This is a genomic window from Aeromonas genomosp. paramedia (genome assembly GCF_023093515.1).
Taxonomy (GTDB): domain Bacteria; phylum Pseudomonadota; class Gammaproteobacteria; order Enterobacterales; family Aeromonadaceae; genus Aeromonas.
On sequence record NZ_JAAROG010000003.1, the window covers coordinates 207785 to 232615 of the forward strand.

Here is a 24831-nt window from a genome sequence, read left to right on the forward strand (position 1 = left end):
GTCTCACTCCTCAATCCGGCTTGAACATGGCGATCATGTAGTCCTTGGCGCTCTCGACCTTGCCAAGCTGGATGGCGGCGGCCGGGTCCACGCCCTTCGGACAGACATCAGAGCAGTAACCCACGAAGGTACAGCCCCAGACGCCCTCGTCCTGGCTGATGATCTTCATCCGCTCCCTGGACGCGCTGTCGCGGTTGTCGGCGTTGTAGCGATAGGCCAGCGCCAGGGCCGCCGGGCCGGTGAACTTCTTGTTGATGCCATACTGCGGGCAGGCGGCGTAGCACAGACCGCAGTTGATGCACATGGAGAACTGGTGATACTTCGCCATGTCGGCCGGGGTCTGGGTGTACTCGCCGTCGCACAGGCTGCGCGGCTCGCTCGGGATGATGTAGGGCTTGATGCTCTCCAGCTTCTCGATGAAATCGGACATGTCGACCACCAGGTCGCGCTCGATCGGGAAGTTGTTGAGGGGCTCTATGGTCATCTTGCCCGGCAGGTAGTCCCGCAGGAAGGTCTTGCAACCCAGCTTCGGAATGCCGTTGACCATCATGCCGCAGGAGCCGCAGATCGCCATCCGGCAGGACCAGCGGAAGCTCAGGGTGGAGTCCAGCTGATCCTTGATGTATTGCAGGGCATCCAGCAGGGACATTTCTTTGAGGTAAGGTACCTGGAAGGTCTGCATCCAGGGCTCGTTATCCTGCTCGGGACGGTAGCGCAGGATTTCAATTTCGATCATCTCAGCCATTCTTCTTAGCCTCGTCTTGTTTCTCACCCTCGGAACCGTACACACGTTTTGCCGGTTGGGATTTAGTGATCTTCACATCGGAGTAATCGATGGTCGGGGCGCCTTCCTGGTTGTAGAAGGAGAGGGTGTGCTTGAGGTAGTTCACGTCATCCCGCTCCTCGTAACCGTCCAGACGCTGGTGGGAGCCACGAGACTCTTTGCGGTTGAGGGCGGAGTGGGCCATGGCTTCGGCCACTTCCAGCATGTAGCCCAGTTCGATGGCGTACAGCAGGTCGGTGTTGAAGACAGAGGACTTGTCGTTGATCTTGACCTTCTTGTAACGGGCCTTGAGCTCGTTGATCTTGTCGATGGTGCCCTGCATCAGCTCTTCGGTACGGTAGATACCGACGCCGGCTTCCATGGACATGCCCAGCTCGTTGCGGATATCGGCCGGGTTTTCTGTGCCGTCGATGTCGAGCAGGGAGAGGTGCTGCTTGATCAGTGCCTCGGCCTTGGCGGCCAGCGCCTGGGTGTTGCCGTGCTGCTGGGTCGCCGCGAATTCGGCTGCCTGCTCACCGGCCACCTTGCCGAACACCACGATCTCGGACAGGGAGTTGGAGCCCAGACGGTTGGCGCCGTGCAGACCGACGGAGGCGCACTCGCCAGCGGCGTAGAGGCCCGGCATGCGGGTGGCGCATTTGCCGTCAGTCTCGATGCCGCCCATGGTGTAGTGGGCAGTCGGACGGACCGGGATCGGCTCCTTGACCGGATCCACACCCACGTAGGCCTTGGCTAGTTCGCAGATGAAGGGCAGACGCTCTTTCAGGTACTTCTCGCCGAGGTGGCGCAGGTCGAGGTGAACCACGTCGCCCATGGGGCCCTGGATCACGCGGCCTTTCTGCTGCTCCTGCCAGAATGCCTGGGAGAGACGATCGCGCGGACCCAGCTCCATGTGCTTGTTCTTCGGCTGGCCGACCGGGGTTTCCGGGCCCAGACCGTAGTCTTGTAGGTAGCGGTAGCCATCCTTGTTGAGCAGGATGCCACCCTCGCCACGACAGCCTTCGGTCATCAGTATGCCGGTGCCCGGCAGGCCGGTCGGGTGATACTGGACGAACTCCATGTCACGCAGAGGCACGCCGTGACGGTAGGCCAGCGCCATGCCGTCGCCGGTGACGATGCCGCCGTTGGTGTTGTAGCGGTAGACGCGACCGGCACCGCCGGTGGCCAGCACCACGGACTTGGCCTGGATGAAGCGGGTGATGCCGTTCTGGATGTCGAAGGTCAGTACCCCCTGGACGCGGCCATCGTCCACGATGAGATCCAGACAGAAGTGCTCGTCATAGCGCTTGATGGTCGGGTACTTGATGGAGGTCTGGAACAGGGTATGCAGAATGTGGAAACCGGACTTGTCTGCGGCGAACCAGGTGCGCGGGATCTTCATCCCGCCGAAACGGCGGACGTTGGCCTTGCCATCCGGCTTGCGGCTCCAGGGGCAGCCCCAGTGCTCCAGCTGGATCATCTCGTTGGTGGCATTGTTGACGAAGTACTCGACCACGTCCTGCTCACACAACCAGTCGCCACCGGAGACGGTGTCGTTGAAGTGGTTTTCGAGGGAGTCGTCATCACGGACGACGCCTGCGGCGCCACCTTCGGCGGCCACGGTGTGGCTGCGCATCGGATAAACCTTGGAAATCAGGGCGATTTCCAGCTCCGGGTGGGCTTCTGCAATGGCGATTGCGGCACGCAGGCCACCGCCACCGGCACCGATGATGGCAACATCGGTCTTGATAATATCCACATCTGCCTCCTTAGGGATAGATTTGCTGGGCACGATTTTGCTCTATGAAAAAAATTCAGGCTTGATGCAAGTCAAACTGCTTTGTTTTAGTGCTTGGCAACGGTGATTTTTATTACAACCACCCCATTCCTTGGATGAAAATGCCGTCATTATCGCCATCCATCAGTGATCTGGATCAGCCGTACTCGCTACTCTGGTGATTTTAACCCCAAGATTGTACGTAGTTTTCTTTCAAAAAAATGAGAAATGCCTCTCTTTTTAGGTATTACCCCTAAAGTTTTTAAGTTTTTTATCAGAAATGTTTAGTGATAACTATTATCACCTTGGGGATGCTGAAAAAACATCGAAAAAAGTAATGCGAATATAGTCAGGGCAGGCACCAGTCGCGTCAGAATGATACTCGAATGGAGAGGCGGATCACAGGGTGTCCGGTGTCGAAAGGGAATTATAACCATTGAAACGAAAAGGGTTTATATAAAAAAAGGGGCCTGGACGGCCCCTTTTGATTGGTTCGATCAGATGCGGAACATACCGACCTGATTGTTGAGCTCACCTGAAATATTTTTAAGTTGAGCCGACAGATTGCGTGAACTGTCCGCATCCACCGCCAGCTCGTCCGAGACGTCCTTGACCGCCTGGATGTTGCGGCTGACCTCGTCGGTCACCGCCCGCTGCTCCTCGGCGGCACTGGAGATCTGGGTCGCCATGTCGGAGATCTGGTTGATGGAGGTGGTGATCTGCTCCAGGGCCTGGGTGGCATCGTTCGCATCTTCCACGCTGTTCTGGGCCAGCAGCTGGCCCTCGTGCATGGTGCTGACGGCCCCCTGGGTGTTGCGCTGCAGCGTCTCTATCATGCTGCGGATCTCGACGGTGGAGCTGTGGGTGCGTTGTGACAGCACCCGTACCTCGTCGGCGACCACCGCAAAGCCGCGACCTTGCTCACCGGCCCGGGCGGCCTCGATGGCGGCGTTCAGTGCCAGCAGGTTGGTCTGCTCGGCGATGCCCTGGATGGTGGAGAGTATGGTGTTGATCTCCTGGGCGTTCTTCTCCAGCTCCTGGATGATGCCGGAGGCCTGCTTGACCTGGGTGGCGAGATCCGTGATGGAACGCTGGTTGCGGGCGATCACCTGCTTGCCGTGCTCGCAACTGCTGGAGGAGCTGCGGGCTGCCTCCGCGGTCTGCTCGGCATTGCTGGCGACCTCGACGGCGGTGGCGGACATCTCGTGCACCGCTGTGGCTATCTGGGAGATCTCGTTCTGCTGGCGCGCCAGACCCTGGTTGGATTTCTCCGCCATGTCGTGGGAGGACCTGGCCTGCTGGTTCAGCTGCCCGGAGGAGTTGGAGATGTCCTGCACCATGACGTGGATGCGCTCGATGAAGGTGTTGACGTGCTTGGCGACGGTGCCGACCTCGTCTTCCCGCTCGATCTTGATGCGGCGGGTCAGGTCGCCGTTGCCGCGGGAGAGATCCGCGATCGCCTCGCCGAGGGTCTTCAGCGGGGCCAGGGAGCTGTTGATGGCCACGTAGGAGAAGCCCGCGACGATGAGTATGGTCAGCAGGCCCTGCAGCAGGGCAGAGGTGACCATGCGGGAGACGGACTGGTAGGCGACCGCCTCGTCCACCACTATGCCGAAATACCAGTTGGTATTGGGGATCTCGGTAAGGTCGAACACGCTGGCCTTGCCGCTGATATCCATCTCGGAGATGGTGTTGTCATGGGCCAGCTCGTTGACCTTGGCCGCCGTCAGCTCGGGGGAGAGGGCGGTGGCGGGCTTGAGGGTCAGCGCCTTGTCCGGGTGGGCTATGATGGTGCCGTTGCTGTCCACCAGGATGGCGTAGGTGCCTTCCGAGTTGATGGCCAGCACGTCGCGCACCAGGCCGTCGATGGAGACGTCACCGGCGATGACGCCGTCGGTGTTGCCACGGCTGAAGGGCTCGGCGATGGTGATGATGAGGTTGCCAGACGAGGCATCGGCATAGGGGGCCGTGATGGCGAGCTTGCCGGCGGCCATGGCGTCCTTGTACCAGGGACGCTGGCGCGGATCATAACCGGCAGGCAGGTTGGTCTGCTTGCTCTGGATCATCCGGCCATCCTTGGTACCCACATAGACCAGGTCGAAGTTGCCTGCGTTCATGGACTGGGCCAGGTGGCTGAGGGGCTCATCCTCCTTGGTGAAGGCTTCCTTGGTGGCGGTGACGAGATTGATGCGCGCATCGAGCCAGCGGGAGATCCCCTTGACGTTGGAGATGGAGCTGTCGTCGATGAAGCTCCAGATCAGCCGCTGGGTTTCGCTGCGCAGCTGGGTGGTGTTGTACCAGACCTGCAGGCTGGAGATGACCAGGATAATGGCCCCGATGGCGAGGACCAGCTTGTTCTTGATGGATAGATTCATGTTTACATCCTTGTGAGCGTCGGTCTGAGATCTGTGTGGTGTTTGTTATTGTTATGAGCCAACTCTGTATCGGCTGAAAGTGGACTTTATGTATCCCGGTGCACAGGAAATTTTCGATCTTTTTTCACCTCCTGATGGGCCGCCAGGGCGCGCCGATACTCAGCTGAATCGATCTGGTCGGTTGGTAAAGATGCCATCGACACCCATGGCCGCCAAGGCAGCCCCATCACTCAGTTCGTCGACCGTGTAGACCAGGATCTTGAGCCCACGGCGATGGGCATCCGCCACCAGCCCGGCGTCGACAAAATCCACGTCGCAATTCAGGGACCAGGCTCCCAGCTCTTCGGCGAAACGGGCACCGTGCAGCGGCAGGCTGGCGGTCAGGGCGCCAAGCCGGATCTCTGGCCGCAGTGCCTTGAAGCGCGCCAGTTCGGGATGGTGAAAGGAGGAGACGATCCAGTGGGCCGGGGTGAAGCCAAGCTCCGCCTCGGCGCGGAGGGTCAGGGCCGCCACCGGCTCGGCGGTGTGCGCCCCCTTGAGCTCGATGTGCAGCTCGCAGCGTCCCGCCACCAGGCCCATCACCTGCCACAGGGTCGGGATCCGCTCCCCGTCCCCCGCATCCAGGCTCGCCAGATAGTCCCGGGACTGCTCGGTCAGCACCCCGTGGCCGTCGGTGCAACGCTCCAGCCGCCGGTCGTGGAAGACCCAGAGCTCGCCGTCTGCCCACTGCACGTCGAGCTCGATGGCGCCGACTCCGAGTGCGATGGCTATCTCCATCGCCTTGAGGGTGTTCTCCGGCGCCAGTTTGCTGGCACCGCGATGGGCAATGATCTGCATTCGTTGCTCCTGTTGTCGTCTTTGGGGGATGGTGATAACCCCACCCCGGCCCTCCCCTTCACAAGGGGAGGGGTCCATCATCCCCGGCTCATCCGAATGTCGATCTGCTGGTGGGGCAGAGGCATGCCGAGCTGGTTGAGTTTCTCCAGGATCAGCGAATGGACTTCATGGGTGATCGGCATCCGGTGATCCATGTTGTTGACGTAGAGGCGGATCTCGTAGATGAGGGCCGAGTCGGTGAACTCGATCAGGAACACCTCTGGGGTGGGGGTATCCAGCACCAGGGTGGACTCCTGCACGCACTGCTCCAGCAGCTGCTGCACCCGCTTGGGCTCCTGGGTCAGGCCGATGCGGATGCGCAGCTTGACCCGGGTGATGGCATCGGACAGGGACCAGTTGATGAACTGCTCCGTGATGAAGGCCTTGTTGGGGACGATGATCTCCTTCCTGTCCCAGTCCACGATAGTGGTGGCGCGGGTCTTGATCTTGGTGACAGTGCCGGTCAGATCGCGAATGGTGACGGTGTCGCCGAGCCGGATCGGCTTCTCGAACAGGATGATGAGGCCGGAGACGAAGTTCGCGAAGATCTCCTGCAGACCGAAGCCCAGCCCCACCGAGAGCGCCGCCACCAGCCACTGGGTCTTGGACCAGTCGATGCCGAGCATGGAGAAGCCGGTGAGGGCGCCGATGAGGATCACCAGATACTTGCTGACCGTGGTCAGGGCGAAGCCGGTGCCGGGGGAGAGGCTCAGGTGCTGGAGCAGGGTGAGCTCCATCAGCCCCGGCAGGTTGCGGGCGGTGACCACCGTCAGGATGAAGGCGAAGGCTGTCAGCATCAGATCCTGCAGGGTGATGGCGGAGAGCTGCTCTATGCCGGCCACCTTGCTGCTCACCTGCCACACCTCGATGCTGCTGAGGAAGCTGAAGGCCGAGTTGAGATCCGACCATTGCACCACCACCAGCATGGTGAAGCCCAGCATCAGCAGGGTGCGCACCAGGCCGAGGGACTGGGCGCTGATGGTGTCCAGATCCAGCTCGGGCTCCTCCACCGCGTCCGGGATCTCGGAGCTCAAGTCGTCATCCTCTCGCTCCCGCTGGGCCAGGATCTCGGCCCGCTTGCTCTTGGCGCGATCGAAGGCGAGGCGACGGCGCTGGATCAGCATCCAGCGATGGGCCAGGTAGTAGACCAGCAGGCAGCCGAGCCCCGCCAGCAGGCTCAGCTCCAGCTGGCGCAGCAGGATGCGGGAGGTATAGAAGTAGCCGAACAGGGAGCCCAGCACCGCCAGCAGGGGGGCCAGCATCAGGCTGTTCCAGATGAAGTGGTGCAGCAGGTGGGGCTTGGTCATGTCCGCCTGGCCCCAGGTGAGCGGCAGCCTCTCCCGGTTGAGGCGGGCGAAGAAGAGCAGCAGCCAGAGGGCACCGATGATGAAGGCGAGGCGACCCAGGGAGTCGTAGACGGCGTGCTCCTGATAGCTGTTGGCCATGCCCTGCACGAAGAAGCTGGGGATCAGCACCAGCAGCAGGGTGCGGAACTGGCCCCAGACCCGCTGTACCGACTCCTTTGGCCAGCGGAAATGGAGGATGAGGATCCCCTTCTCCAGGGTCAGATGGCGGGCGACCAGCAGCGCCAGCAGCAGGAACCAGATCTCGCCAAGGCCCCGGGCCACCGCCACCGCGAAGGGGTATTGCCAGGCGCCGTCCAGCAGGCCGCGCATCATCAGCACCATGGCGGGCAGCGGCAGGGCCGCGAGCAGGGAGCGCACCAGCAGCCGGCTGGTGAGGCTGAACTTGTCCTGGGTCACCTTGCCGATGCGCGGGGCTATGTAGTGGCTGTACTGCACCAGGTGGCGCCCCAGCTTGGCCCAGCACCAGGCCAGCACCAGCAGGCCGAGCCCCGCCAGGGTCAGGGTCATGGGGTTGTTTTCCACTATGGCCCTGGGCAGTTGCAGCCAGTTGACGGGATCGAGCAGCAGGCTCAGGGCGGTGGGCACGCCGAGCAGGACGGCCGGGGTGAGCGGGCGTACGTCCGGCATCCAGAACAGGTGGCTGGCGCTGATCTCGCGGATCTCGTCGATCTTGCTGTTCTGGCGGCTGTAGAGCAGCTTGAGCCGGGTCTGCTCCTGAATGAGGGTATCCGAGGCGTCGTTGAGCCGGGTCAGCAGCTGGCGTCTGGCCTTGAGCAGGTTGTCGAGCACGGCGCGCTGGGCCCTGTCCAGGGTGATCTCATCCCCGCTCAGCAGGTTGTTGCGGATCTGCACGGGATCCTTCAGGGCATCCTGCTCTGTCTCGTACTGGTACTTCGCCATGCGCGCCTTGACGATGTCGGACTCCAGCTTCTCCAGGGGGAAGTAGGCAGGCAGATCCGCCAGCTTGCTGCGCAGGTTTTCGCCGTAGGCGTTGCTTATCTGCAGCCACTCCAGTTGCTCCCGCACCGAGTTGACCAGATCGCTCAGCCCTGACAGGGAGGTGTCGATGCCGCGCTGCTCGTCCTGTACCCGCTCTATCTGATCTTCCAGGGCGCCGAGTTGCAGGGAGAGCGCCTGGTTCTGCTGTTGCTGCTCCTGCAGCAGGGGCAGATCCGAGGTGAGCTGCCGGCGCAGCCGCTCGCTTTCCGCCAGCGCCTGCTCCGTTTTTTCTCGCCTAAGCTGGTTTTGCTGGTTGAGCAGGCTGTTCTGCCACTCGTCCTCGTCCGTGATGGCAAGGTTGAGTTCCTGCAGCTTCAGCTTGCCGAGATCGTTGCGTTGCTGGGCGGAGAGCTGCTCCAGCTCCAGCATCTGGATCCGGTCGGAGAGGCTCTGCTCCTTGAGGCGGGTGGCCAGTTGCTGGGCCTCCTGCAGCCTGTCCGACTCGTTGCTGAAGCTCAAGCGATCGAGCTGGGAGCGGGTCTGCAGCAACTGCTTGCGCAGCTCATCGACCCGCACATGGTACTCCTGGCCCGTGCTCTCCAGCTGGTTGAGGCTGTCGGTCACCGCCTGGCGCTCCTTGCGCAGGTTGATCTGGCGGTTGCTGCTCAGGCTGATGGCCTGGCGCAGCGCCTCCTCCTTGAGGGAGGAGAGGGGCGGGCGTGACTGGGGCTGATAGTTGTGCAGGCTCTCCTTGAGGCGGGCCGACTCCTTGGGATAGTCGATGAGGATCTGCTGATAGGCCTTGCCCTGCTCCCGGTAGCGCTGGGCATCCCGGGCATACTGCAGTGCCTGCTGATAGCTCTCCCGCAGTTGCTGGTTCTCGGGGCTGTCGGTCTTGGGGACGCTTTGCAGCAACTCTTCCACCTGGGTGACGGCATCATCGGCCTGGGCAGCGGAGAAGGGGAGCAGGCTGAGACAGAGCATCAGGCAGAGCAGGCGTTGCAACATGGCGCACGTTTCCGTTCATGAGAAGTCGCCTTAGCCTAAAGCAGGGGCAGGGGTGGGTAAAGCCTTCCACATTAATGATCTGCAACATAAATAACGGGTGATCCGGGTCTTGTTTGGCTATTATTCTGGCCGTTCCCCTCCCTTGAGCAATTTATGTCCACTGTCGATCTGGGCACGGCCCCCCTCTCTCGTCTCTTTTTGCGTTACGTCACCCCGACGGTCGCCGCCATGCTGGTCACCGGCATCTACGTCACCATAGACGGCATCTTCGTCGGCCATATCCTGGGTCAGGACGGCCTGGCGGGCATGATGCTGGCCTACCCCATCTGCGCCGTGCTCTATGCGGTGGGGGCGCTGATCGGCATGGGCTCCTCGTCGCTCGCCTCGTTCTATCTGGGCAAGGGGGAGCAGGCCAAGGCGCGCCACATCGTCGGCAATGCCCTGGTGATGGTGCTCATCGCCTCCGCCGTGCTCGCCTTCATCGGCATCCGGTACGGCAAGGAGATGCTGACCTGGATGGGGGCCGAGGGGGTCATCTTCGACGCCGGGTTCGCTTACCTGCAGTGGTACGCCTGGCTCGGGGTCTTTGCCGTGCTCTCCATGGCGTTCACCGCCCTGCTACGCAACGACGGGCGACCCGGCCTCACCACCTGGATCCTGGTGGGGGGCGGCGTGCTCAACGTGCTGCTCGACTACCTGCTGATGGCGGTGATCCCCTGGGGACTGGCGGGGGCGGCCATCGCCACCATGCTCTCCCAGGCGGTGACCGGGGGCCTCTGCCTGTGGCACTTCTTCACCCCCCGCAGCCAGCTGCGCATTCGCCTGGATACCCTGGTGCCGGACTGGCGCCTGATGGGGGAGACGCTGCGACTCGGGGTGTCGAGTTTCCTGATGTACCTCTATCTCTCTGTGGTGCTGGCGCTGCACAACAAGGCGCTGTTGTCGGTCGGCAGCTCCCTGCACGTGGCCGCCTACGGCGTCATCAGCTACAGCGAGGCCTTCTTCTATCTCATCTTCGAGGGGATCGCCATGGGCATCCAGCCCATCGCCAGCTTCAATGCCGGGGCGGGCAACTGGCAGCGGGTGCTGCGGGTGCGCAACCTGGCGCTGGGGGTGACCCTGGCGGTGGCGCTGTGCGGCATGATACCGCTCTATGTCTGGCCCGAGGGGGTGGTCTATCTGTTTGCGGGGGACAACGCGGCCCTCCTGCCGGTGGCGACGCTCGGGATCTGGCTCTACTTCTGGGGGCTGCCGATGGAAGGCCTGCTGCTGGTGGGGGCCACCTATTTCCAGGCCATCAACCGGGCCCGCATCGCCTCCCTGCTCACCGGGGGCAAGCTGGTGCTGATTGGCGGCTTCCTGTGGGGCTTCTCCTCCCTGTGGGGAGTGGCCGGGGTCTGGCTGGCACTGCCCACCTGCAGCACTTTGCTGGTACTGGTGATGTGGCGGGCCATGGGCAAGGAGGCCGGGCAGCATGCCGCAGCCCCGTGACTAGCCCCTCTCTCCATGAACGACAAAGGCAGCCCGGGCTGCCTTTTTCGTTTCGTGCTGCCCGGATCAGGGCTTGAAGGCGCCGATGAAGATGGCAGGGTCGACGCGGGCATCGTTGAGGCTGACGTTCCAGTGCATGTGGGGACCTGTGGCGCGACCGGTGGCGCCGACCCGGCCGACGATGCCGCCGCGGGGCAGGCTCTGGCCCAGCTTCACGTCCACCTTGGACATGTGGCAGAACATGCTGATGAGCCCCTGACCGTGATCGACGAACACCGTATTGCCATTGAAGAAGTAGTTGCCGATGAGGATCACCTTGCCGGCGGCCGGTGCCTTGATGGGGGTACCGGCACCGACCGCGAAGTCGAGACCGGAGTGGGGGTTGCGCTCCTCGCCGTTGAAAAAGCGGCGCAGCCCGAACGGGCTGGAGAGGGGGCCCTAGACCGGTTTGTCGAACAGCAGGTTGCTCGGCTGGGCCGGGCTGAAGGTCTGGTAGGCCTTGTTCTGCTCGGCCAGCTCACGGTTGATGCGGGCCATGTCCTCGGCCAGCGGATTGACCTGGCGGGTGTTCTTCAGCTTGATGTGCTGCTCCCGATAGTGCTTGTTGCCGACCGTGAAGCCCAGGGTGCGGCCATCGCTCACCTGCAGCTGATGGGGGCCCGCCTGACTCTTGAGCGGAATGCCGACGATGGCAATCCAGTGCCGCCCCTCTTCCCGCACCACCAGGACCGGTTTGTCCTGATAGCGCGCGGCGGGCGCCTTGGGCCCATCCCCCAGCGGCACCACGGCCACGCCCCCCGGCACCGGGTGGTTGAGCAATCGGCTGATGAAGCCGGGTTCGGCATGAAGGGAGGCGCTGCCGAGCAGCAGAACGAGGAAGAACAGGCGGCGCATGGTGGCTCCATCGAACAAGGCGGTGAGATAAAAGGGGGAAAATGATGCCACATTCTTGCCCGGCTGTCCGTCACCTCGGGTCATGGGGTGCGTCAGGGATTGCCTGGAACAGGGCAGGAGTGAGAACTCTGTGCTATTTACTAATGTGTCACTAAAGGTGTCTTTGAATGGCACCTATGGCGGCAGGCAGCAAGGCACTGGCAGGAGAAAAGCAGTCGCCAGCGACATCCAGGGACAGGTGGAGGTTGTGATGAAGACGAAGGCTCTCTTGATACTCGGACTCACCATGGGGATGTCGGCACCCGTTGCCGCCTTCAACGGGGTCATTACCATCAATGGCGAGGTGACCGCCGGGACCTGTGCCATCGCGGTCAATGGTGGGACGGCGTCGGCGACCGTGACCCTGCCGACCGTCAGCACCAATGCGCTCGGCAGCATAGGCCAGACCGCGGGGGCGACAGGCTTCAACCTCGCCCTCACCAGCTGCCCGACCACGGGGTCGGTGCGGGCCTACTTCGAAAACATCGGGGTGGAGCAGACCACGGGCAACCTCAGCAACAAGGCCGTCGCCTCGGGCGGCAAGAACCCGGCCCAGAACGTCGAGGTGCAGATCCTCTCGGCCAACAGCACCCCCATCGATCTGAGGACCAACACAGGCAACAACGTGCTGGTCAACTTCAGTGCCACCGGGGGGGCAACCCTCTACTACAGCGCCCAGTACATAGCCACAGGTGCCGTCGGTGCCGGCCTGGTCTCGGCGGATCTCATCTACTCCCTGGACTACCACTGAGCGCTCTGCCATGAAGGCGCTTCGCATCCATCGGCCCCGCAGGGCGGGGCTGATGCTCATGTTCTGGTGCGTGCTGCTCCTGCCCTGGCTGGCCTGGGGCCATGTCCAGATCTCGGGCACCCGGGTCATCTACCCGGCCAACGCCCGTGAGGTCACCCTGGAGCTGACCAACAAGGGGAGCACCCCCTCGCTGGTACAGGTGTGGATAGATGCGGGCGATCGCCGCATCCGGCCCGGCGCCGAGGCACTCCCCTTCCTGGTAACCCCTCCCATCACCCGCATCGAGGCCCAGCGTGGCCAGTCCCTGCGCCTGGCCTATGTGGGGCAGGGGCTGCCCCAGGATCGCGAGTCGGTGTTCTGGCTGAACGTGCTGGAGGTGCCGCCGAGCGTGAAGTCGACCCAGGCGGGTCAGAATCTGGTGCAGCTCGCCTTCCGCTCACGGATCAAGATGTTCTACCGGCCTTCCGGGCTGCCTGGCAATGTCGAGCGTTCCGCCAAGCAGTTGAGCTGGCGCCTGATCCGGCAGGGGGACGGTTACGCACTGCGTGCCAGCAACCCCAGCCTCTATCACGTCAGCATCAGCAATCTGGAGCTGCAGGCGACGGCGTCGTCGCAGCGCTACAGCAACTCAAGTGGCGGCATGGTGGCGCCGGGGGGCAGCTTCGATTTTCCCCTTGAGCCGCTGTCCGGGGTCGTCCATGCCAAGGCCGTGACCTTCTATTGGCTCAACGACTATGGTGCCCGCGAGGTGGGCCAATTCGTCTTCAATTGATCCCGGAAGATGCCGGAGCGGGCCCCAGGGGTCGGCGCTCCCGGTGCACAGGCCGGCGCTGAGGGGGAGGTTTGCCGTGACAGCCAGAATGCCCCTCTCTTGCTGCCTTCATACCACCGTCCTCTGGCACCCCGCCTGCGGTCTCTCCCTGTTGCTCTGGGGCGCCCTTGCCATGGGGGAGGAGCTGGACGGACAAGCGATCAGCCCACCCGCTGACATCGAGTTTGACAGCCGCCTGCTCGACAGCCTGGGGGTCAACATCGACCTGGCCCGCTTCTCCCGTGCCGACTTCATCCCCCCCGGGCGCTATCAGCTCGACATCACCATCAATGGCAAGGAGAGGATAAGCCAGCAGGTGGAGGTGAGAGCGGGGCAGGATCCCGGGACGCCCCTGTTCTGCTTTCATCCGGATCAGCTGACCCAGTGGGGGCTCTTGGTCGACAAGCTGCCCGACCAGGGGGCGGTGCAGCAGCAACTCCGGAGCGACTGCATCGAGGTGGGCGCCCTGGTGCCCGGCGCCAGCTTCACCTTCGATCTGGCCAGTCTGAGCGGGGCACTCAGCCTGCCCCAGGCTTATCTCGGTCAGGCCAGGCGGGACTATGTGGGGCCTGAGCAGTGGGTGCAGGGGATCAATGCGGCCTTCGTCGGCTATAACGCCAACCTCTATTACAGCGAGCAGGGGAGCACAGGGGAGCCATTGAGCAGCAGCGTCAACCTCAACACCGGCATCAACCTCGGCGCCTGGCGCCTGCGCCACAACGGCTCCTGGCAGGGCAACCAGGGAGGCGGCTATCAGCCCCTCAACAGCTATGTACAGCGGGATGTCACCTCCCGCAAAGCCCAGCTGACCCTGGGGGAGTACTTCACCCCGGGCGACAGCTTCGACAGCGTGCCCTTCACCGGCGTGCAGCTCGCCAGCGACGACGCCATGCTGCCGGATTTCGAGCGGGGCTTTGCCCCCGTGGTGCGCGGGGTGGCCCAGAGCAATGCCAGGGTCACCATACGGCAGGGCAGCGCCCTCATCTATGAGACCCAGGTCGCCCCCGGCGCCTTTGCCATAGACGATCTCTACGCCACCAGCTTTGCCGGTGATCTGGATGTGACCATCACGGAGGCGGATGGCAGCGAGCGCAGCTTCACCCTGCCGTTCTCCTCCGTGGTGCAGATGTTGCGAGACGACACCTCCCGCTTCAGCCTGACCCTGGGACGCTATCGCAATGATGCGGGCCCCGATGGTCCGGATTTTCTGCAAGGCACCTACAGGCGCGGCTTCTCGGATGCCCTGACCCTGTATGGCGGAACCATAGCCGCCGAGGATTATGGTGCCCTGCTGGGGGGCGTGGCCATGGGCTCGGACTACGGCGCCCTGGCCCTGGATGTGACCGGCTCCTGGGCGCGGGCGTTGCCCGCCAGCGCGAACGTGCCCGATTCCCTCGCCGGTCAGAGCTATCGCCTCACCTACAGCAAGCAGATGGAGAGGACCCAGACCTACTTCACCCTGGCCGCCTATCGCTTCTCCAGCGAAGGCTATCTCGACCTCAACGACGTGGCGGCGATACAGGTCCAGGCGCTGGACAGGTTGCAGCGGGAGCGCAATCGCTTCCAGCTCAACATCAACCAGCCGGTGGGGGAGTGGGGGGATCTCTACTTCAACGGCATTCGCCGCGACTACTGGGGGGGCCAGGGGGAGAGCAGCAGCTTCCAGCTCGGCTACAACCGGGGGTTTGACTGGGGCAGCCTTACCCTGTCGGCCAGCCACTCCCTGGACGAGGGGGTGGGGGATCAATACGTGCTGAGCCTCAGCATCCCCATCGGGGACAAGCTGGGGTCGCCGCGTCTTGGCAGCACCCTCTCCTATCAGGAAGGCCAGGGCGCCAGCGCCAGACTGGATCTCAACGGAGGGACCCGGGACGGACGCTTCTATTACGGTGTCTATGGCAATCAGAGTCGGGTGAGTGGCAGCTCGGCCCTGAGCTATGGCGCCAACCTGCAGTATCAGACGGCGGCTACCCAGCTGGGGTTGAGTACCAGCCAGGGGGAGGGTTACGCCCAGTACGTGGCCTCGGCCAAGGGAACCCTGCTGGTCCATGAGGAGGGCTGGGTGCTGGGGCAGACGCAAGGGGAGACGATGGCGCTGGTGGAAGCCAAGGGAGCCCAGGGGGCCAGGGTCAGCCACGGGATCGGCAGCGAGGTGGACGGGGATGGCTATGCCGTGCTGGCCGGGCTCAACCCCTATCGCACCAACATCATAGGCCTGGATCCCAGCGGCTTGCCGCTGGATGTGGAGATAGATGGCAGCGCCCAGATGGTCGCCCCGCGCCGGGGGGCCATCGTCAAGCTGGCATACGAGACCCATGTCGGCCAGCCCTTGCTGCTCAAGGCCGTGCGTCAGGATGGCAGTGCGCCGCCCTTTGGTGCCGAGGTGGTCGATGGCCGCGGCGATGCCGTGGCCGTGGTCGGTCAGGGGGGGCTCATCTTCGTGCGTGGCGAGCAGGGGACCCTCCATGTCCAGTGGGGCAGGGAGGGGGATGAGCGGTGTCGGCTCGATTATCGGGTTCCTCGGCCGGATCCTGCCGTGCCCTATCAGCAGGTCGCCGCCCGCTGCCTCGCTTTGGGAGCAAGTTCATGAGAGACCCCCTTAATTGCCATGGCTGGCGCCGGGCCCTGGAAGGATACGCCATGCTGTCATGGTTGGCGTTGTGCTCCCTGCTGTGGTGCTCAAGCAGCGAGGCCGCCCTGAACCTGATGCGTACCCGGGTGATCTATGAAGGGGGCTCAGAGGCCAGTCTGATGGTGCGCAACGACGGCAGCGAGCCCAGCCTGCTGCAGGCCTGGGTCGATGGCGGCAATGAGCAGCAGGGGCCGGCCGATGTCTCGACCCCCTTTCTGGTGGTGCCGCCCATGATGCGGCTGGGGTCGCAGAAGGGGCAGGTGCTGCGCATCTTGGGAGCGGATCTGAGCGGGCTTCCCCAAGACAGGGAGTCCCTGTTCTGGCTCAATGTCCTCGGACTGCCCCCCAAGGCACAGGCCTCGCAGGGGAGCGTGCAGCTGGCGTATCGCACCCGCATCAAGCTGTTCTATCGGCCGTCCGGCCTGGCGGGCTCCCCGGCCGAGGCGGTTAGCCGGCTTGGCTGGCAGGGGCTGGCGGGGGGCGGACTTAGGGTCAGCAATCCTGGCCCCTTTCACATCAGCCTGAGCGAGGTGCTGCTGCGCGCACCGCACCTCGCCTGGCGCGAGGGCGGGGTGCTGCCGCCTTATGGTTCCCTGTCGCTTCCCATGGCGGACGCCGTGCCGGCGGGGGCCCGCGGGCGGCTGCGCTGGATCGACGACGATGGCAATTATCATGAGCAGGAATTTGTCCTGGGCAGGAAGGGAGGAGAGCGGGATGAGTGACGGCGTCGGAAACCTGGGCCTGCCTTCCTTGCTGGTGGCGGCGCTGCTGTTGCTGGGGAGCTTGTGGGCGGGCGAAGCACGGGCCGTCAATGGCCAGTGCACCAGTCCCTTCGTGGCGACCGGCGCCATCACCGCCGATAGCGGTCTCTATCAGCCCGGAGGGACCAATGCTGCCACCTCCTTCTCGACCACGGGCACGGCCACCTGTGATTGCACCGGCATCTCGGTGGGGCTGTTTGTGACCGTCTATTACCAGGGCACCACCAGTCTGCCCACCGTCTCCGATCCTCTGGGGACACTCATCAAGCTCAATCCCTATTTCGGCCTCAAGGTCGAGTTCAATGCGGCAGGGAATTATCGGACTATACCTTTCAACGCGACCAGCAGCGGGTTGCTGGCCGTCTGCATCGGCAACGTGTTGAATCTGGCCTTGGGCGGGATTGATGTTAACGGCGGCCGCTATACCCTGAAACTGCTCAAGGGGATCACGGGTACCCAGACCTTCAGCGGCACCGTCGCCCATCTCTTCGTGCGCCGCGCCAGTGCGCCGGACACCAGCCCGGTCAATGCCTTCAGCACCCTGGCGATGAACATCAGCGTCACCTCGACGCCGACCTGCCAGTTCCCCGCCGGCACCAGCATTCCCATCGATCTTGGCGCCGTGGCGCAGAGTGCCTTCGTCGAGGGGGAGATCCCCAGGGGGTATGCCCCGCGCAGCGTCAATGTGAGCGTGACCTGCAGCCAGATCCCGAGTGACTACCTGGTGCCGCTGCAATACAGCTTCGGGGGGACGCTCAGCAGCCAGAATCGCTTCATCACCACCAGCCTGGCCGGGGTCGGGGTGGGCATGGTCGAGCAGGATACGCTGACCCCTATTCCATTTGATACTGCCATCGCGGTACCCTACTCGGCGGCCAGCCACAACACCCAATATCAGGTAAGGCTGTATCCGACCCGGTTGCCGGGTCAGGTGGTGCGCACCGGTGCTTACACGGGCACCATCATGGTCACGGTGAGCGTGCCCTGATGACAGGGTTATCTGCCCCTATTTTCGACGAGGTCAATGATGAACAGTGACAGCGCCCTGCGCCGCGAACCCAGACGCCACACCATAGGGCAGGGCTGGATCTGGATCCGCACCGGGTTCGACATCTTCAACAGGGGCATGGGTGCCAGCGTGGCCATGATAGTGATCTGGTTCCTGGTGGGCATGTTGCTGGAACAGCTGCCGGCAGGGGGCTTCATCTCCCAGCTGCTCTACATGGTGTGGGGCGCCGGCTGGGTGGCGGTGGCCCGCCGGGGTCATGAGGGTCACCCCCTGCAGTTCGCCGACTTCTTCGCCGGTTTTCGTCACCGGCTGACCCCGCTGATGCTGGGGGGGCTGATGGTGCTCGCCCTGTTCATGGGGATACTGCTCATCTGCGCCTTCATGCTGCATCAGTGGGGCCTGACCGGCCTGCTCTCCCAGGATCCGGAGACCCTGACCCTGACGCCCGAACAGGCGCAGGGGTTCCTGCTCTGCCTGTTGCTGGGGCTGGCCTTGCTGGTGCCCGTGCTGATGGCCATCACCTTTGCTCCCGCCCTCATCTTCTTCCACGGCGTGGGGGCCTGGCAGGCTGCCAGGCTCAGCTTCAAGGGCTGTCTGTGCAATATGTGGCCCTTCCTCTGGTGGGGGCTGCTGGGAGCAGTGCTGATTTTCTTTGGTGCGCTTTTGATGCTGGTGGGTCTGCTGGTGGTGTTGCCTGCCATCAACTACTCCATCTACGCCGCCTATCGCGACATCTATGTGGACGAGGAGGCTGCCGACGACGGCGAGTCGCCGGTCAAGGCGTTTGGCTTCGAGGCATAAACCGACACAGGATGACAGGGGCCGACAGGCCCCTTTTTCATGGGCCCTCAGCTGGCCTGCCACAGGGGATCGTCCGCCATGTGCGCGATCAGGAAGTCGAGGAAGCTGCGCAGCAGGGGGGACATCTGCTTGCGGGTGCCATAGACGGCATAGACGCCCAGCTGCTTGGGCTGCCACTGGGTCAGCAGAGGCACCAGGGCGCCGCTCTCCAGGTGGGCCTGCACCGAGTAGCGTGGCTGCAGGCTGATCCCCGCCCCATCCAGGGTTGCCGCCAGCAGCAGGTTGGAGATGTTGGCGCTGAGGTTGCCGCTCACCGGCACGGACTCCGGGCCCCCGGGTCCCTGAAATTCCCACAGGCTCTTGCCGAAATAGGTGTAGGTGAGGCAGTTGTGCAGGGCCAGATCCTGCACCTGCTGCAAAGGCGCATGGCGGGCCAGATAGGCGGGGCTGGCGCAGACGACGGAGTGGCAGGTGCCGAGGCGGCGCGCCACCAGGTTGGGATCCAGATCGTTGGTGATGCGCACCGCGAGATCGATCCGCTCCTCCACCAGGTTGACGGTTCTGTCCAGCAGCAGGATGTCGATGGCCGTACCGGGGTAGCGAGCCAGGTAGTCGTCCGCCGCCTTGACCAGCAGGGCTTCCGAGAGAGAGTAGCTGCTGGTGATGCGCAGTTGCCCCTTGGGGGCCTCGTCACTGCGGATGGCCAGATGCTCCATCTCTTCCCCCAGCGCCAGCATGGCCCTGGCCCGGTTCAGTGCCTCTTCCCCCGGTCCGGTCAGGCTCAGCCGACGGGTGGTGCGGTGCAGCAATCTGGCCCCCATCCAGCGCTCCAGCTCGGCCAGATAGCGCGAGACCATGGCGCGGGACATCTCCAGTTTCTCTCCGGCGCCGCTCAGGCTGCCCTGTTCGACCACGCAGACGAAGACCCGCAATGCGGTCAGTCGGTCCATGCTCAGTGCCTCTATATGTTCGATATGTGCAACAGTGATGCGCTTTTTATGCTGTATTTGCACCTTAGGCGATCCAATACACTGTGTCCATCAAATGAACCCCGAATACTTAATGAGGAATAGATGATGAACAACACCCTGGTCCGCAACCTGACTCTGGCTACCACCCTGCTCGGTGGCGCCGCGCTGGCCGCTCCCCTGAATGTGACCGTCTACAACCCTGGCGAGAAGGCGATCTTCCCGGTCTCTTCCTCACTGGTGACCGGTGACAAGGAGGCGATCCTGATCGATGCCCAGTTCGACGTGCAAAATGGCCAGGCGCTGGTCGAGATGATCAAGCAGAGCGGCAAGAAGCTGACCACTGTTTATATCAGTGCCGGTGACCCCGACTTCTACTTCGGTCTGGAGCCCGTCATGGCGGCGTTCCCGGATGTCAAAGTGCTGGCCGACCAGCATGTGGTTGACCATATCAACCAGACCAAGGATGCCAAGCTGAGCTACTGGAGCCCGATCCTGGGCGAGGGCGCACCGAAGAGTCTGACCGTGCCGCAGGTGATGACGGCCTCCCACCTGACCCTGGATGGCGAGAAGATTGAAATCAAGGAGATGAACACCCCGAATGCCTACCTCTGGGCTCCCTCCATCAAGACGGCGTTTGGCGGCGTGCCGGTATACAGCGGGGTGCACGTCTGGATGGCGGACAGCCAGACCAAGGCGGCCCGCAGCAACTGGGTCAAGGCGCTGGACAACCTGCTGACCTTGAAACCCGAGCGCGTGGTACCGGGCCACTTCCTGGGCACCGCACCCAAAGGCACTGCCGCCGTGACCTTTACCCGTGACTACGTCCAGCGCTTCGAGCAGGCGTTGGCCTCCGCCAAGAACAGCGATCAGCTGATCGACGGCCTGAAGAAGGCGTTCCCGTCCCTGCCGGTGGACGATGGCCTGGCCATAGGTGCCAAGGTCAACATGGGCGAGATGAAGTGGTAATGGCCTGAGTCCCTTTCCCTGTGTTTTTTGCCGGGCATTGACTGCCCGGTTTTTTGATCAACTGCCGAGGATCACTCAGATGAACGACATCACACTGCACTATGTCTATGACCCCCTCTGTGGCTGGTGCTATGGCGCCGCCCCCCTGCTCGAGGCCGCAGCCGGGATCCCGGATTTGCAGATCGCGCTGCATGCGGGCGGCCTCTGGCTGGGCCCGCGCCGCCAGCCTATGGGCCAGGCCCTGCGGGACCATGTCCGCCCCCATGACGAACGGATCCAGGCCCTGACCGGCCAGCCTTTTGGTGAGCGCTACTTCAACGATCTCTTGCTCAGGGACGGCCTCCTGCTCGACTCAGAGCCCCCCATCCGGGCCATACTGGCGGTCACCGAGCTGGGTGGTGATGGTTTGAGCCTGCTGCATCGCATTCAGCAGTCCCATTACCTTGACGGTCAGTGGGTCGGCGACCAGGCCCATCTCGCGCGGCTGGCGCAGGAGCAGGGCATAGCGCCGGAGGCATTCGCCCTGGCCTTTGGTCAGGTGGATCTCGCCGGGCATCTGGCCCAAAGCCAGGGCTGGCTGCGTCGGCTCGGCGGGCAGGGGTTCCCGACCCTCGGGCTGATGCGGGGGGGAAGCCTCATCCCGCTGCCCGTCTCCTCGTTCTTGGGGGAGCCGCAAGCATTCGCGAGCCATCTCGCCGCCCTGATGGCGGCCTGATCCGTGCCATGCCCGGGTTTGCCGCACCGGCCCTCAGGGTCACGGCAATGGGCATGTCGGGTGAGCGGGGCAGGGGAGAGCACTCCCCGTTTCGGGCTTCCCTTGTCCCCCGCACCGTTCTTGGGCATGCTAACGGCCTCTTTGATTGGCAGGATGCAGTACCTATGAACCTTCGCGATCTCGAGTACCTGGTAGCGCTGGAAGAGGAGAAACATTTTCGCAAGGCGGCGGAGCGCTGCTTCGTCAGCCAGCCGACCCTGAGCGGCCAGCTGCGCAAGCTGGAAGATGAACTGGGGGTGATCCTGATCGAGCGCACCTCCCGCAAGGTGTTGTTTACCCCGGCCGGCGATGCCATGGCCCGGCAGGCCCGCAAGGTGCTCAAAGAAGTGCGCGAGCTCAAGAGCATAGGCCAGCACTTCGCCGAGCCCATGTCCGGCGAAATCCACATCGGCTTCATTCCCACCGTGGGCCCCTATCTCTTGCCCCACATCATTCAGGATCTGCGGGAACACTTCCCCAAGCTGGAGTTCTATCTCTACGAAGAGCAGACCCAGGTGCTGCTCAAGCGGCTGGAGGAGGGGGAGCTGGATTGCCTGGTGCTCGCCGAGCTGGAGGGCATGGACGGTTTTGGTTCCATCCCTCTCTATCAGGAGCCCATGTGGCTGGCGGTGCCCCAGCATCATCCTGAAGCCAGTGCCAGGGCGGTGCCGCTTGGCAATCTCAAGGGCAAGAAGTTGCTGATGCTGGCCGACGGTCACTGCCTGCGGGATCAGGCGATGGGCTTCTGTTTTGCCGCCGGCATCGGCGAGGATCAGCGCTTCAAGGGCACCAGTCTCGAGACCCTGCGCAACATGGTGGCGGCCGGCAGCGGCATGACGCTGGTGCCCAGGCTGGCGGTGCCCGCCAACGCCGAGGAGGGAGGCGTCAGCTATCGTCCGGTGATAGACCCGGTGCCGGGGCGCACCATCTCCCTGCTCTATCGCCACTACTCGGTGCGTCGCCCCTGCTTCAATGAACTGGCCTCCCGCATCTCGGCCCTGATGAAGGGGCTGCTCGGCTGAGGGCAGATAAAAAAACCGGCGCCAGGGCGCCGGTTTTTTTTGCCTCAACGGGCAGCTTAGAAGATGTCGTCGGTGGAGACGGGGCCATCGCTGCTGGAGCCATCGCCGCCGTAGACCTGATTGCCATCGGAGAGCTGGCTCGCATAGCGGGTCGGTTCAGTCCCCTCCTTGAAGAACTCCTCCATGCTGGCGCCATCGGTGCGGTTGGTCAGCAGACCCGTCTCCCGATCGATGCGTACCTGCATGATCCCTTCGGGAACCGGCATCTTGCGCTCGGGCACTTGCTGCAGGGCCGTCTTCATGAAGTCGATCCAGATGGGCTGGGCGGCGCCGCCACCGAATTCGGCCCGGCCGAGACCGCGCTGGTGGTTGTCAAAACCTATCCAGGAGGTGGCCACCAGATTCGGGGTGTAACCGGAGAACCAGGCATCCCTCGATTCGTTGGTGGTCCCCGTCTTGCCCGAGATGTCGTGACGCTTGAGGTCACGGGCCGCGCGCCAGCCGGTACCACGCCAGCCATTGCCACCCCAGATGGCGGTGGTCAGGGTGTCGGTGATCAGGAAGGCGCTCTGGGCACTGATGGTCTGGGGCGCCATGTTGTTGGGCACGACAGGGTCAATCGGGCACTGGGCCTTCCAGTCAGGGACGGTATTGGCGTAGGCATCGGCGCTGTCGAGCCCGGCGGCGGCCAGCACACCGCAGTCACGGCAGGCGGCGGCCGGATTGGCCTGATACAGGGGGGTGCCAAAGCTATCGGTCACTTCGGTGATGAAGTAAGGCGTCACCTGGAAGCCGCCATTGGCCAGTACCGAGTAGCCGCGCACCACTTCCAGCGGGGTGAACTCGGCGGCCCCCAGGGCCAGGGATTCGTTGGCCGAGATGTGCTCGCGGGCGAAGCCGAAGCGGGTCAGGCCATCGATATAGGTATCCAGCCCGATGGCACGCATCAGCCGGACCGACATCACGTTCTTGGACTTGGCGAGGCCAAGGCGCAGTGTGGTCGGGCCCTCATAGATGGCCGGCGAGTTCTTGGGCTGCCACATGGGGCCCTTGGCGGGATCCCACTGATTGATCGGGGCGTCGTTGATGAGGGACGCCAGGGTATAGCCCTGCTCCAGCGCGGTGGCATAGAGGAAGGGCTTGATGTTGGAGCCGACCTGGCGGCGAGCCTGATCGACCCGGTTGAACTTGGAGATCTCGAAGCTGAAGCCGCCGACCAGGGCCTCGATGGCACCGTCCTGCGGGTTCATGGCGACCAGGGCGGCGTTGACGTCAGGGATCTGGGAGAGCAGCAGCTCTTCCCCTTTCTCCCGCACCCAGATCTGGGCGCCGGCCTTCAGCACGTCCCGTGCCGATTTAGGGGGATAGGTCTGGCGATCGTCGGTGATGAAGGTTCGGGCCCACTTGATGCCGTTCCAGCCGAGTTCGGCCTGCTTGCCATTCTTCAGCACCAGAGTAGCGCTCTTGTCACCGACCTTGGTGACCACGGCGGCCATCAGCGGCTGGTAGGTCGGTTGCTTGGCCAGGTGGGCCATGATCTGGTCGTAGTCCCAGGCCGTTTCCCCGGCCTTCCACAGCAGGGCGGTCGGGCCGCGATAGCCGTGGCGGGTGTCATAGTCGAATACGCCGTCCAGCAGCGCCTGGTGGGCGGCACGCTGACGCTTGGCGGTGACAGTGGTGTAGACGTGCAGCCCCATGGTGTAGGCATCTTCACCAAACTGCTCCACCATCTTCTGGCGCACCATCTCGCTCAGGTAAGGGGCATTGAGAGTCGTTTCGGCACCGTGGTAACGGGCCTTGACCGGCATCTTGGAGGCCTCGTCAAACTGGGCCTGGGTGATCTTGCCGGTCTCCAGCATGCGGCCCAGCACCACGTTGCGGCGCGCAAAGGCACGCTCAGGCGAACGTATGGGGTTCAGCATGGAGGGGGCTTTCGGCAACCCGGCTATGATGGCGATTTCGTCCAGAGTCAGATCCTTGACGTCTTTGCCGAAGTAGACCTGGGCGGCGGCGCCGACCCCGAATGCTCTATAACCGAGGGGGATCTTGTTGAGATAAAGGGTGAGGATCTCATCCTTGGAGAGATTCTGCTCGATGCGCCAGGCCAGGAAGACTTCCTTTATCTTGCGCACCAAGGTCTTCTCGTTGCTCAGGAAGAAGTTGCGCGCAACCTGCTGGGTGATGGTACTGGCGCCCTGGCGGGCCTGGCCGGAGACGGCCCAGACGGTGGCGGCCCGGATAATGCCGATGGGGTCTATGCCCGGGTGCTCATAGAAGCGGGCATCTTCGGTGGCAAGCACGGCATCTATCATGGACTGGGGAATTTCATCCAGCCGCAACGGGATACGACGAATTTCGCCAAATTGGGAGATCAACTCCCCATCCCGGCTGTACACCTTCATCGGGGTGGCCAGTTTGACATCGCGCAGGGCGCTCACATCCGGCAACTGGGGCTTGATGTAGAAGTAGATGCCGATGAGGCTGGCAACACCCAGCACTGCACCCAGCATCATGACAATAAACAGGCGAACGAGCCATTTCAGCATGGAAGAACTACCAATCGTCTTAAAATTAGCCAACGGGCGCAGAGTATAGCCTTTTTACCCTCGCGGATTCGAGGTTTTCCTGTCCGGGGACATCGACCTCGAGAAGAGGCGGGAGGGTAGCATTCCAGAACGCAATTACCAAGGGGGCCGCAATCAAGGCCGAAAGGAGAGCAGCGTCAACTTTTGACATAAACTTTATGACATTGATAGATAGAGCATTATATTGAGTTAAGTCATCACCTCGTGATGCGCTGTCCTACAATAAGTCCTAAAACCCA

The 24831-nt window shown here is 63.2% G+C and carries 17 protein-coding genes and 1 pseudogene; 10 read left to right on the forward strand and 8 right to left on the reverse strand.

Annotated elements, in window-relative coordinates:
• Positions 1–10 precede the first annotated feature (10 nt).
• The 5 genes from HB860_RS03470 to mscM form a co-directional block, all read right to left on the reverse strand.
• Positions 11–745, reverse strand: coding sequence for a succinate dehydrogenase/fumarate reductase iron-sulfur subunit (locus HB860_RS03470; protein ID WP_139435732.1), 735 nt, complete (start codon positions 743–745; stop codon positions 11–13).
• The gene (gene frdA, locus HB860_RS03475) at positions 738–2522 is read right to left on the reverse strand and encodes a fumarate reductase (quinol) flavoprotein subunit (RefSeq protein WP_247625752.1); all 1785 of its coding nucleotides are present in this window, start codon (positions 2520–2522) and stop codon (positions 738–740) included. Before frdA ends, HB860_RS03470 begins: the two co-directional genes overlap by 8 nt.
• A gap of 515 nt (positions 2523–3037) precedes the next feature.
• A complete protein-coding gene (locus HB860_RS03480) occupies positions 3038–4915 on the reverse strand; it encodes a methyl-accepting chemotaxis protein (protein ID WP_139435729.1) in 1878 nt (625 codons plus the stop codon).
• Positions 4916–5074: 159 nt separating this feature from the next.
• The gene (locus HB860_RS03485; protein WP_247625753.1) at positions 5075–5752 is read right to left on the reverse strand and encodes a glycerophosphodiester phosphodiesterase; all 678 of its coding nucleotides are present in this window, start codon (positions 5750–5752) and stop codon (positions 5075–5077) included.
• Positions 5753–5829: 77 nt separating this feature from the next.
• Positions 5830–9105, reverse strand: coding sequence for a miniconductance mechanosensitive channel MscM (gene mscM / locus HB860_RS03490; RefSeq protein ID WP_247625754.1), 3276 nt, complete (start codon positions 9103–9105; stop codon positions 5830–5832).
• A 153-nt stretch (positions 9106–9258) separates the two neighbouring features.
• Here mscM and HB860_RS03495 point away from each other — a divergent pair, with 153 nt between their 5' ends.
• Positions 9259–10596 (forward strand): MATE family efflux transporter, encoded by a 1338-nt coding sequence (locus tag HB860_RS03495; protein WP_247625755.1) that lies wholly within the window; start codon positions 9259–9261, stop codon positions 10594–10596.
• Positions 10597–10662: 66 nt separating this feature from the next.
• Here HB860_RS03495 and HB860_RS03500 read toward each other — a convergent pair.
• Positions 10663–11490, reverse strand: a pseudogene (locus HB860_RS03500) (peptidoglycan DD-metalloendopeptidase family protein).
• A 250-nt stretch (positions 11491–11740) separates the two neighbouring features.
• On the opposite strand from HB860_RS03500, the gene HB860_RS03505 reads away from it, so the two are divergent.
• The 6 genes from HB860_RS03505 to HB860_RS03530 all read left to right on the forward strand — a co-directional run bounded on the left by HB860_RS03505 (position 11741) and on the right by HB860_RS03530 (position 18294).
• Positions 11741–12280: a fimbrial protein gene (locus HB860_RS03505; RefSeq protein WP_025326137.1), complete on the forward strand. Its 540-nt coding sequence runs from the start codon at positions 11741–11743 to the stop codon at positions 12278–12280.
• A gap of 52 nt (positions 12281–12332) precedes the next feature.
• Entirely contained in the window at positions 12333–13052 is a 720-nt protein-coding gene (locus HB860_RS03510) for a fimbria/pilus periplasmic chaperone (RefSeq protein WP_247625756.1), read from the forward strand.
• Positions 13053–13128: 76 nt separating this feature from the next.
• Positions 13129–15681 carry a fimbria/pilus outer membrane usher protein gene (locus HB860_RS03515; protein WP_247625757.1) on the forward strand — a complete coding sequence of 851 codons (2553 nt, stop codon included), beginning with the start codon at positions 13129–13131 and terminating at the stop codon, positions 15679–15681.
• Positions 15682–15731: 50 nt separating this feature from the next.
• On the forward strand, positions 15732–16445 hold the full coding sequence (locus HB860_RS03520) for a fimbrial biogenesis chaperone (RefSeq protein ID WP_247625758.1): 714 nt from the start codon (positions 15732–15734) through the stop codon (positions 16443–16445).
• A complete protein-coding gene (locus HB860_RS03525) occupies positions 16438–17472 on the forward strand; it encodes a fimbrial protein (RefSeq protein ID WP_247625759.1) in 1035 nt (344 codons plus the stop codon). The genes HB860_RS03520 and HB860_RS03525 overlap by 8 nt, the downstream gene beginning before the upstream one ends.
• Before the next feature lie 39 nt (positions 17473–17511).
• Positions 17512–18294: a BPSS1780 family membrane protein gene (locus tag HB860_RS03530; RefSeq protein WP_139435716.1), complete on the forward strand. Its 783-nt coding sequence runs from the start codon at positions 17512–17514 to the stop codon at positions 18292–18294.
• A gap of 47 nt (positions 18295–18341) precedes the next feature.
• On the opposite strand, the gene HB860_RS03535 is transcribed toward HB860_RS03530, so the two are convergent.
• Positions 18342–19244: a LysR family transcriptional regulator gene (locus HB860_RS03535; RefSeq protein WP_139435713.1), complete on the reverse strand. Its 903-nt coding sequence runs from the start codon at positions 19242–19244 to the stop codon at positions 18342–18344.
• Between the two features lie 126 nt (positions 19245–19370).
• Between HB860_RS03535 and HB860_RS03540 the strand changes: the two genes are divergently transcribed.
• The 3 genes from HB860_RS03540 to oxyR all read left to right on the forward strand — a co-directional run bounded on the left by HB860_RS03540 (position 19371) and on the right by oxyR (position 22007).
• Positions 19371–20231 carry a Vmh family MBL fold metallo-hydrolase gene (locus tag HB860_RS03540; RefSeq protein WP_247625760.1) on the forward strand — a complete coding sequence of 287 codons (861 nt, stop codon included), beginning with the start codon at positions 19371–19373 and terminating at the stop codon, positions 20229–20231.
• A gap of 79 nt (positions 20232–20310) precedes the next feature.
• Positions 20311–20946 carry a DsbA family protein gene (locus HB860_RS03545; protein ID WP_247625761.1) on the forward strand — a complete coding sequence of 212 codons (636 nt, stop codon included), beginning with the start codon at positions 20311–20313 and terminating at the stop codon, positions 20944–20946.
• A gap of 164 nt (positions 20947–21110) precedes the next feature.
• Positions 21111–22007, forward strand: coding sequence for a DNA-binding transcriptional regulator OxyR (gene oxyR / locus HB860_RS03550; RefSeq protein WP_139435706.1), 897 nt, complete (start codon positions 21111–21113; stop codon positions 22005–22007).
• A gap of 56 nt (positions 22008–22063) precedes the next feature.
• On the opposite strand, the gene HB860_RS03555 is transcribed toward oxyR, so the two are convergent.
• Positions 22064–24553: a penicillin-binding protein 1A gene (locus HB860_RS03555; protein ID WP_139435703.1), complete on the reverse strand. Its 2490-nt coding sequence runs from the start codon at positions 24551–24553 to the stop codon at positions 22064–22066.
• Positions 24554–24831: the final 278 nt, after the last annotated feature.

Excerpts from the sequence above, each read along its gene's own strand:
- HB860_RS03470 (WP_139435732.1), bottom strand. The coding sequence starts at position 745 with ATGGCTGAGATGATCGAAATTGAAATCCTGCGCTACCGTCCCGAGCAG.
- HB860_RS03480 (WP_139435729.1), bottom strand. The coding sequence starts at position 4,915 with ATGAATCTATCCATCAAGAACAAGCTGGTCCTCGCCATCGGGGCCATT.
- HB860_RS03485 (WP_247625753.1), bottom strand. The coding sequence starts at position 5,752 with ATGCAGATCATTGCCCATCGCGGTGCCAGCAAACTGGCGCCGGAGAAC.
- mscM (WP_247625754.1), bottom strand. The coding sequence starts at position 9,105 with ATGTTGCAACGCCTGCTCTGCCTGATGCTCTGTCTCAGCCTGCTCCCC.
- HB860_RS03495 (WP_247625755.1), top strand. The coding sequence starts at position 9,259 with ATGTCCACTGTCGATCTGGGCACGGCCCCCCTCTCTCGTCTCTTTTTG.
- HB860_RS03505 (WP_025326137.1), top strand. The coding sequence starts at position 11,741 with ATGAAGACGAAGGCTCTCTTGATACTCGGACTCACCATGGGGATGTCG.
- HB860_RS03510 (WP_247625756.1), top strand. The coding sequence starts at position 12,333 with ATGCTCATGTTCTGGTGCGTGCTGCTCCTGCCCTGGCTGGCCTGGGGC.
- HB860_RS03520 (WP_247625758.1), top strand. The coding sequence starts at position 15,732 with ATGCTGTCATGGTTGGCGTTGTGCTCCCTGCTGTGGTGCTCAAGCAGC.
- HB860_RS03525 (WP_247625759.1), top strand. The coding sequence starts at position 16,438 with ATGAGTGACGGCGTCGGAAACCTGGGCCTGCCTTCCTTGCTGGTGGCG.
- HB860_RS03530 (WP_139435716.1), top strand. The coding sequence starts at position 17,512 with ATGAACAGTGACAGCGCCCTGCGCCGCGAACCCAGACGCCACACCATA.
- HB860_RS03535 (WP_139435713.1), bottom strand. The coding sequence starts at position 19,244 with ATGGACCGACTGACCGCATTGCGGGTCTTCGTCTGCGTGGTCGAACAG.
- HB860_RS03540 (WP_247625760.1), top strand. The coding sequence starts at position 19,371 with ATGAACAACACCCTGGTCCGCAACCTGACTCTGGCTACCACCCTGCTC.
- HB860_RS03545 (WP_247625761.1), top strand. The coding sequence starts at position 20,311 with ATGAACGACATCACACTGCACTATGTCTATGACCCCCTCTGTGGCTGG.
- oxyR (WP_139435706.1), top strand. The coding sequence starts at position 21,111 with ATGAACCTTCGCGATCTCGAGTACCTGGTAGCGCTGGAAGAGGAGAAA.
- HB860_RS03555 (WP_139435703.1), bottom strand. The coding sequence starts at position 24,553 with ATGCTGAAATGGCTCGTTCGCCTGTTTATTGTCATGATGCTGGGTGCA.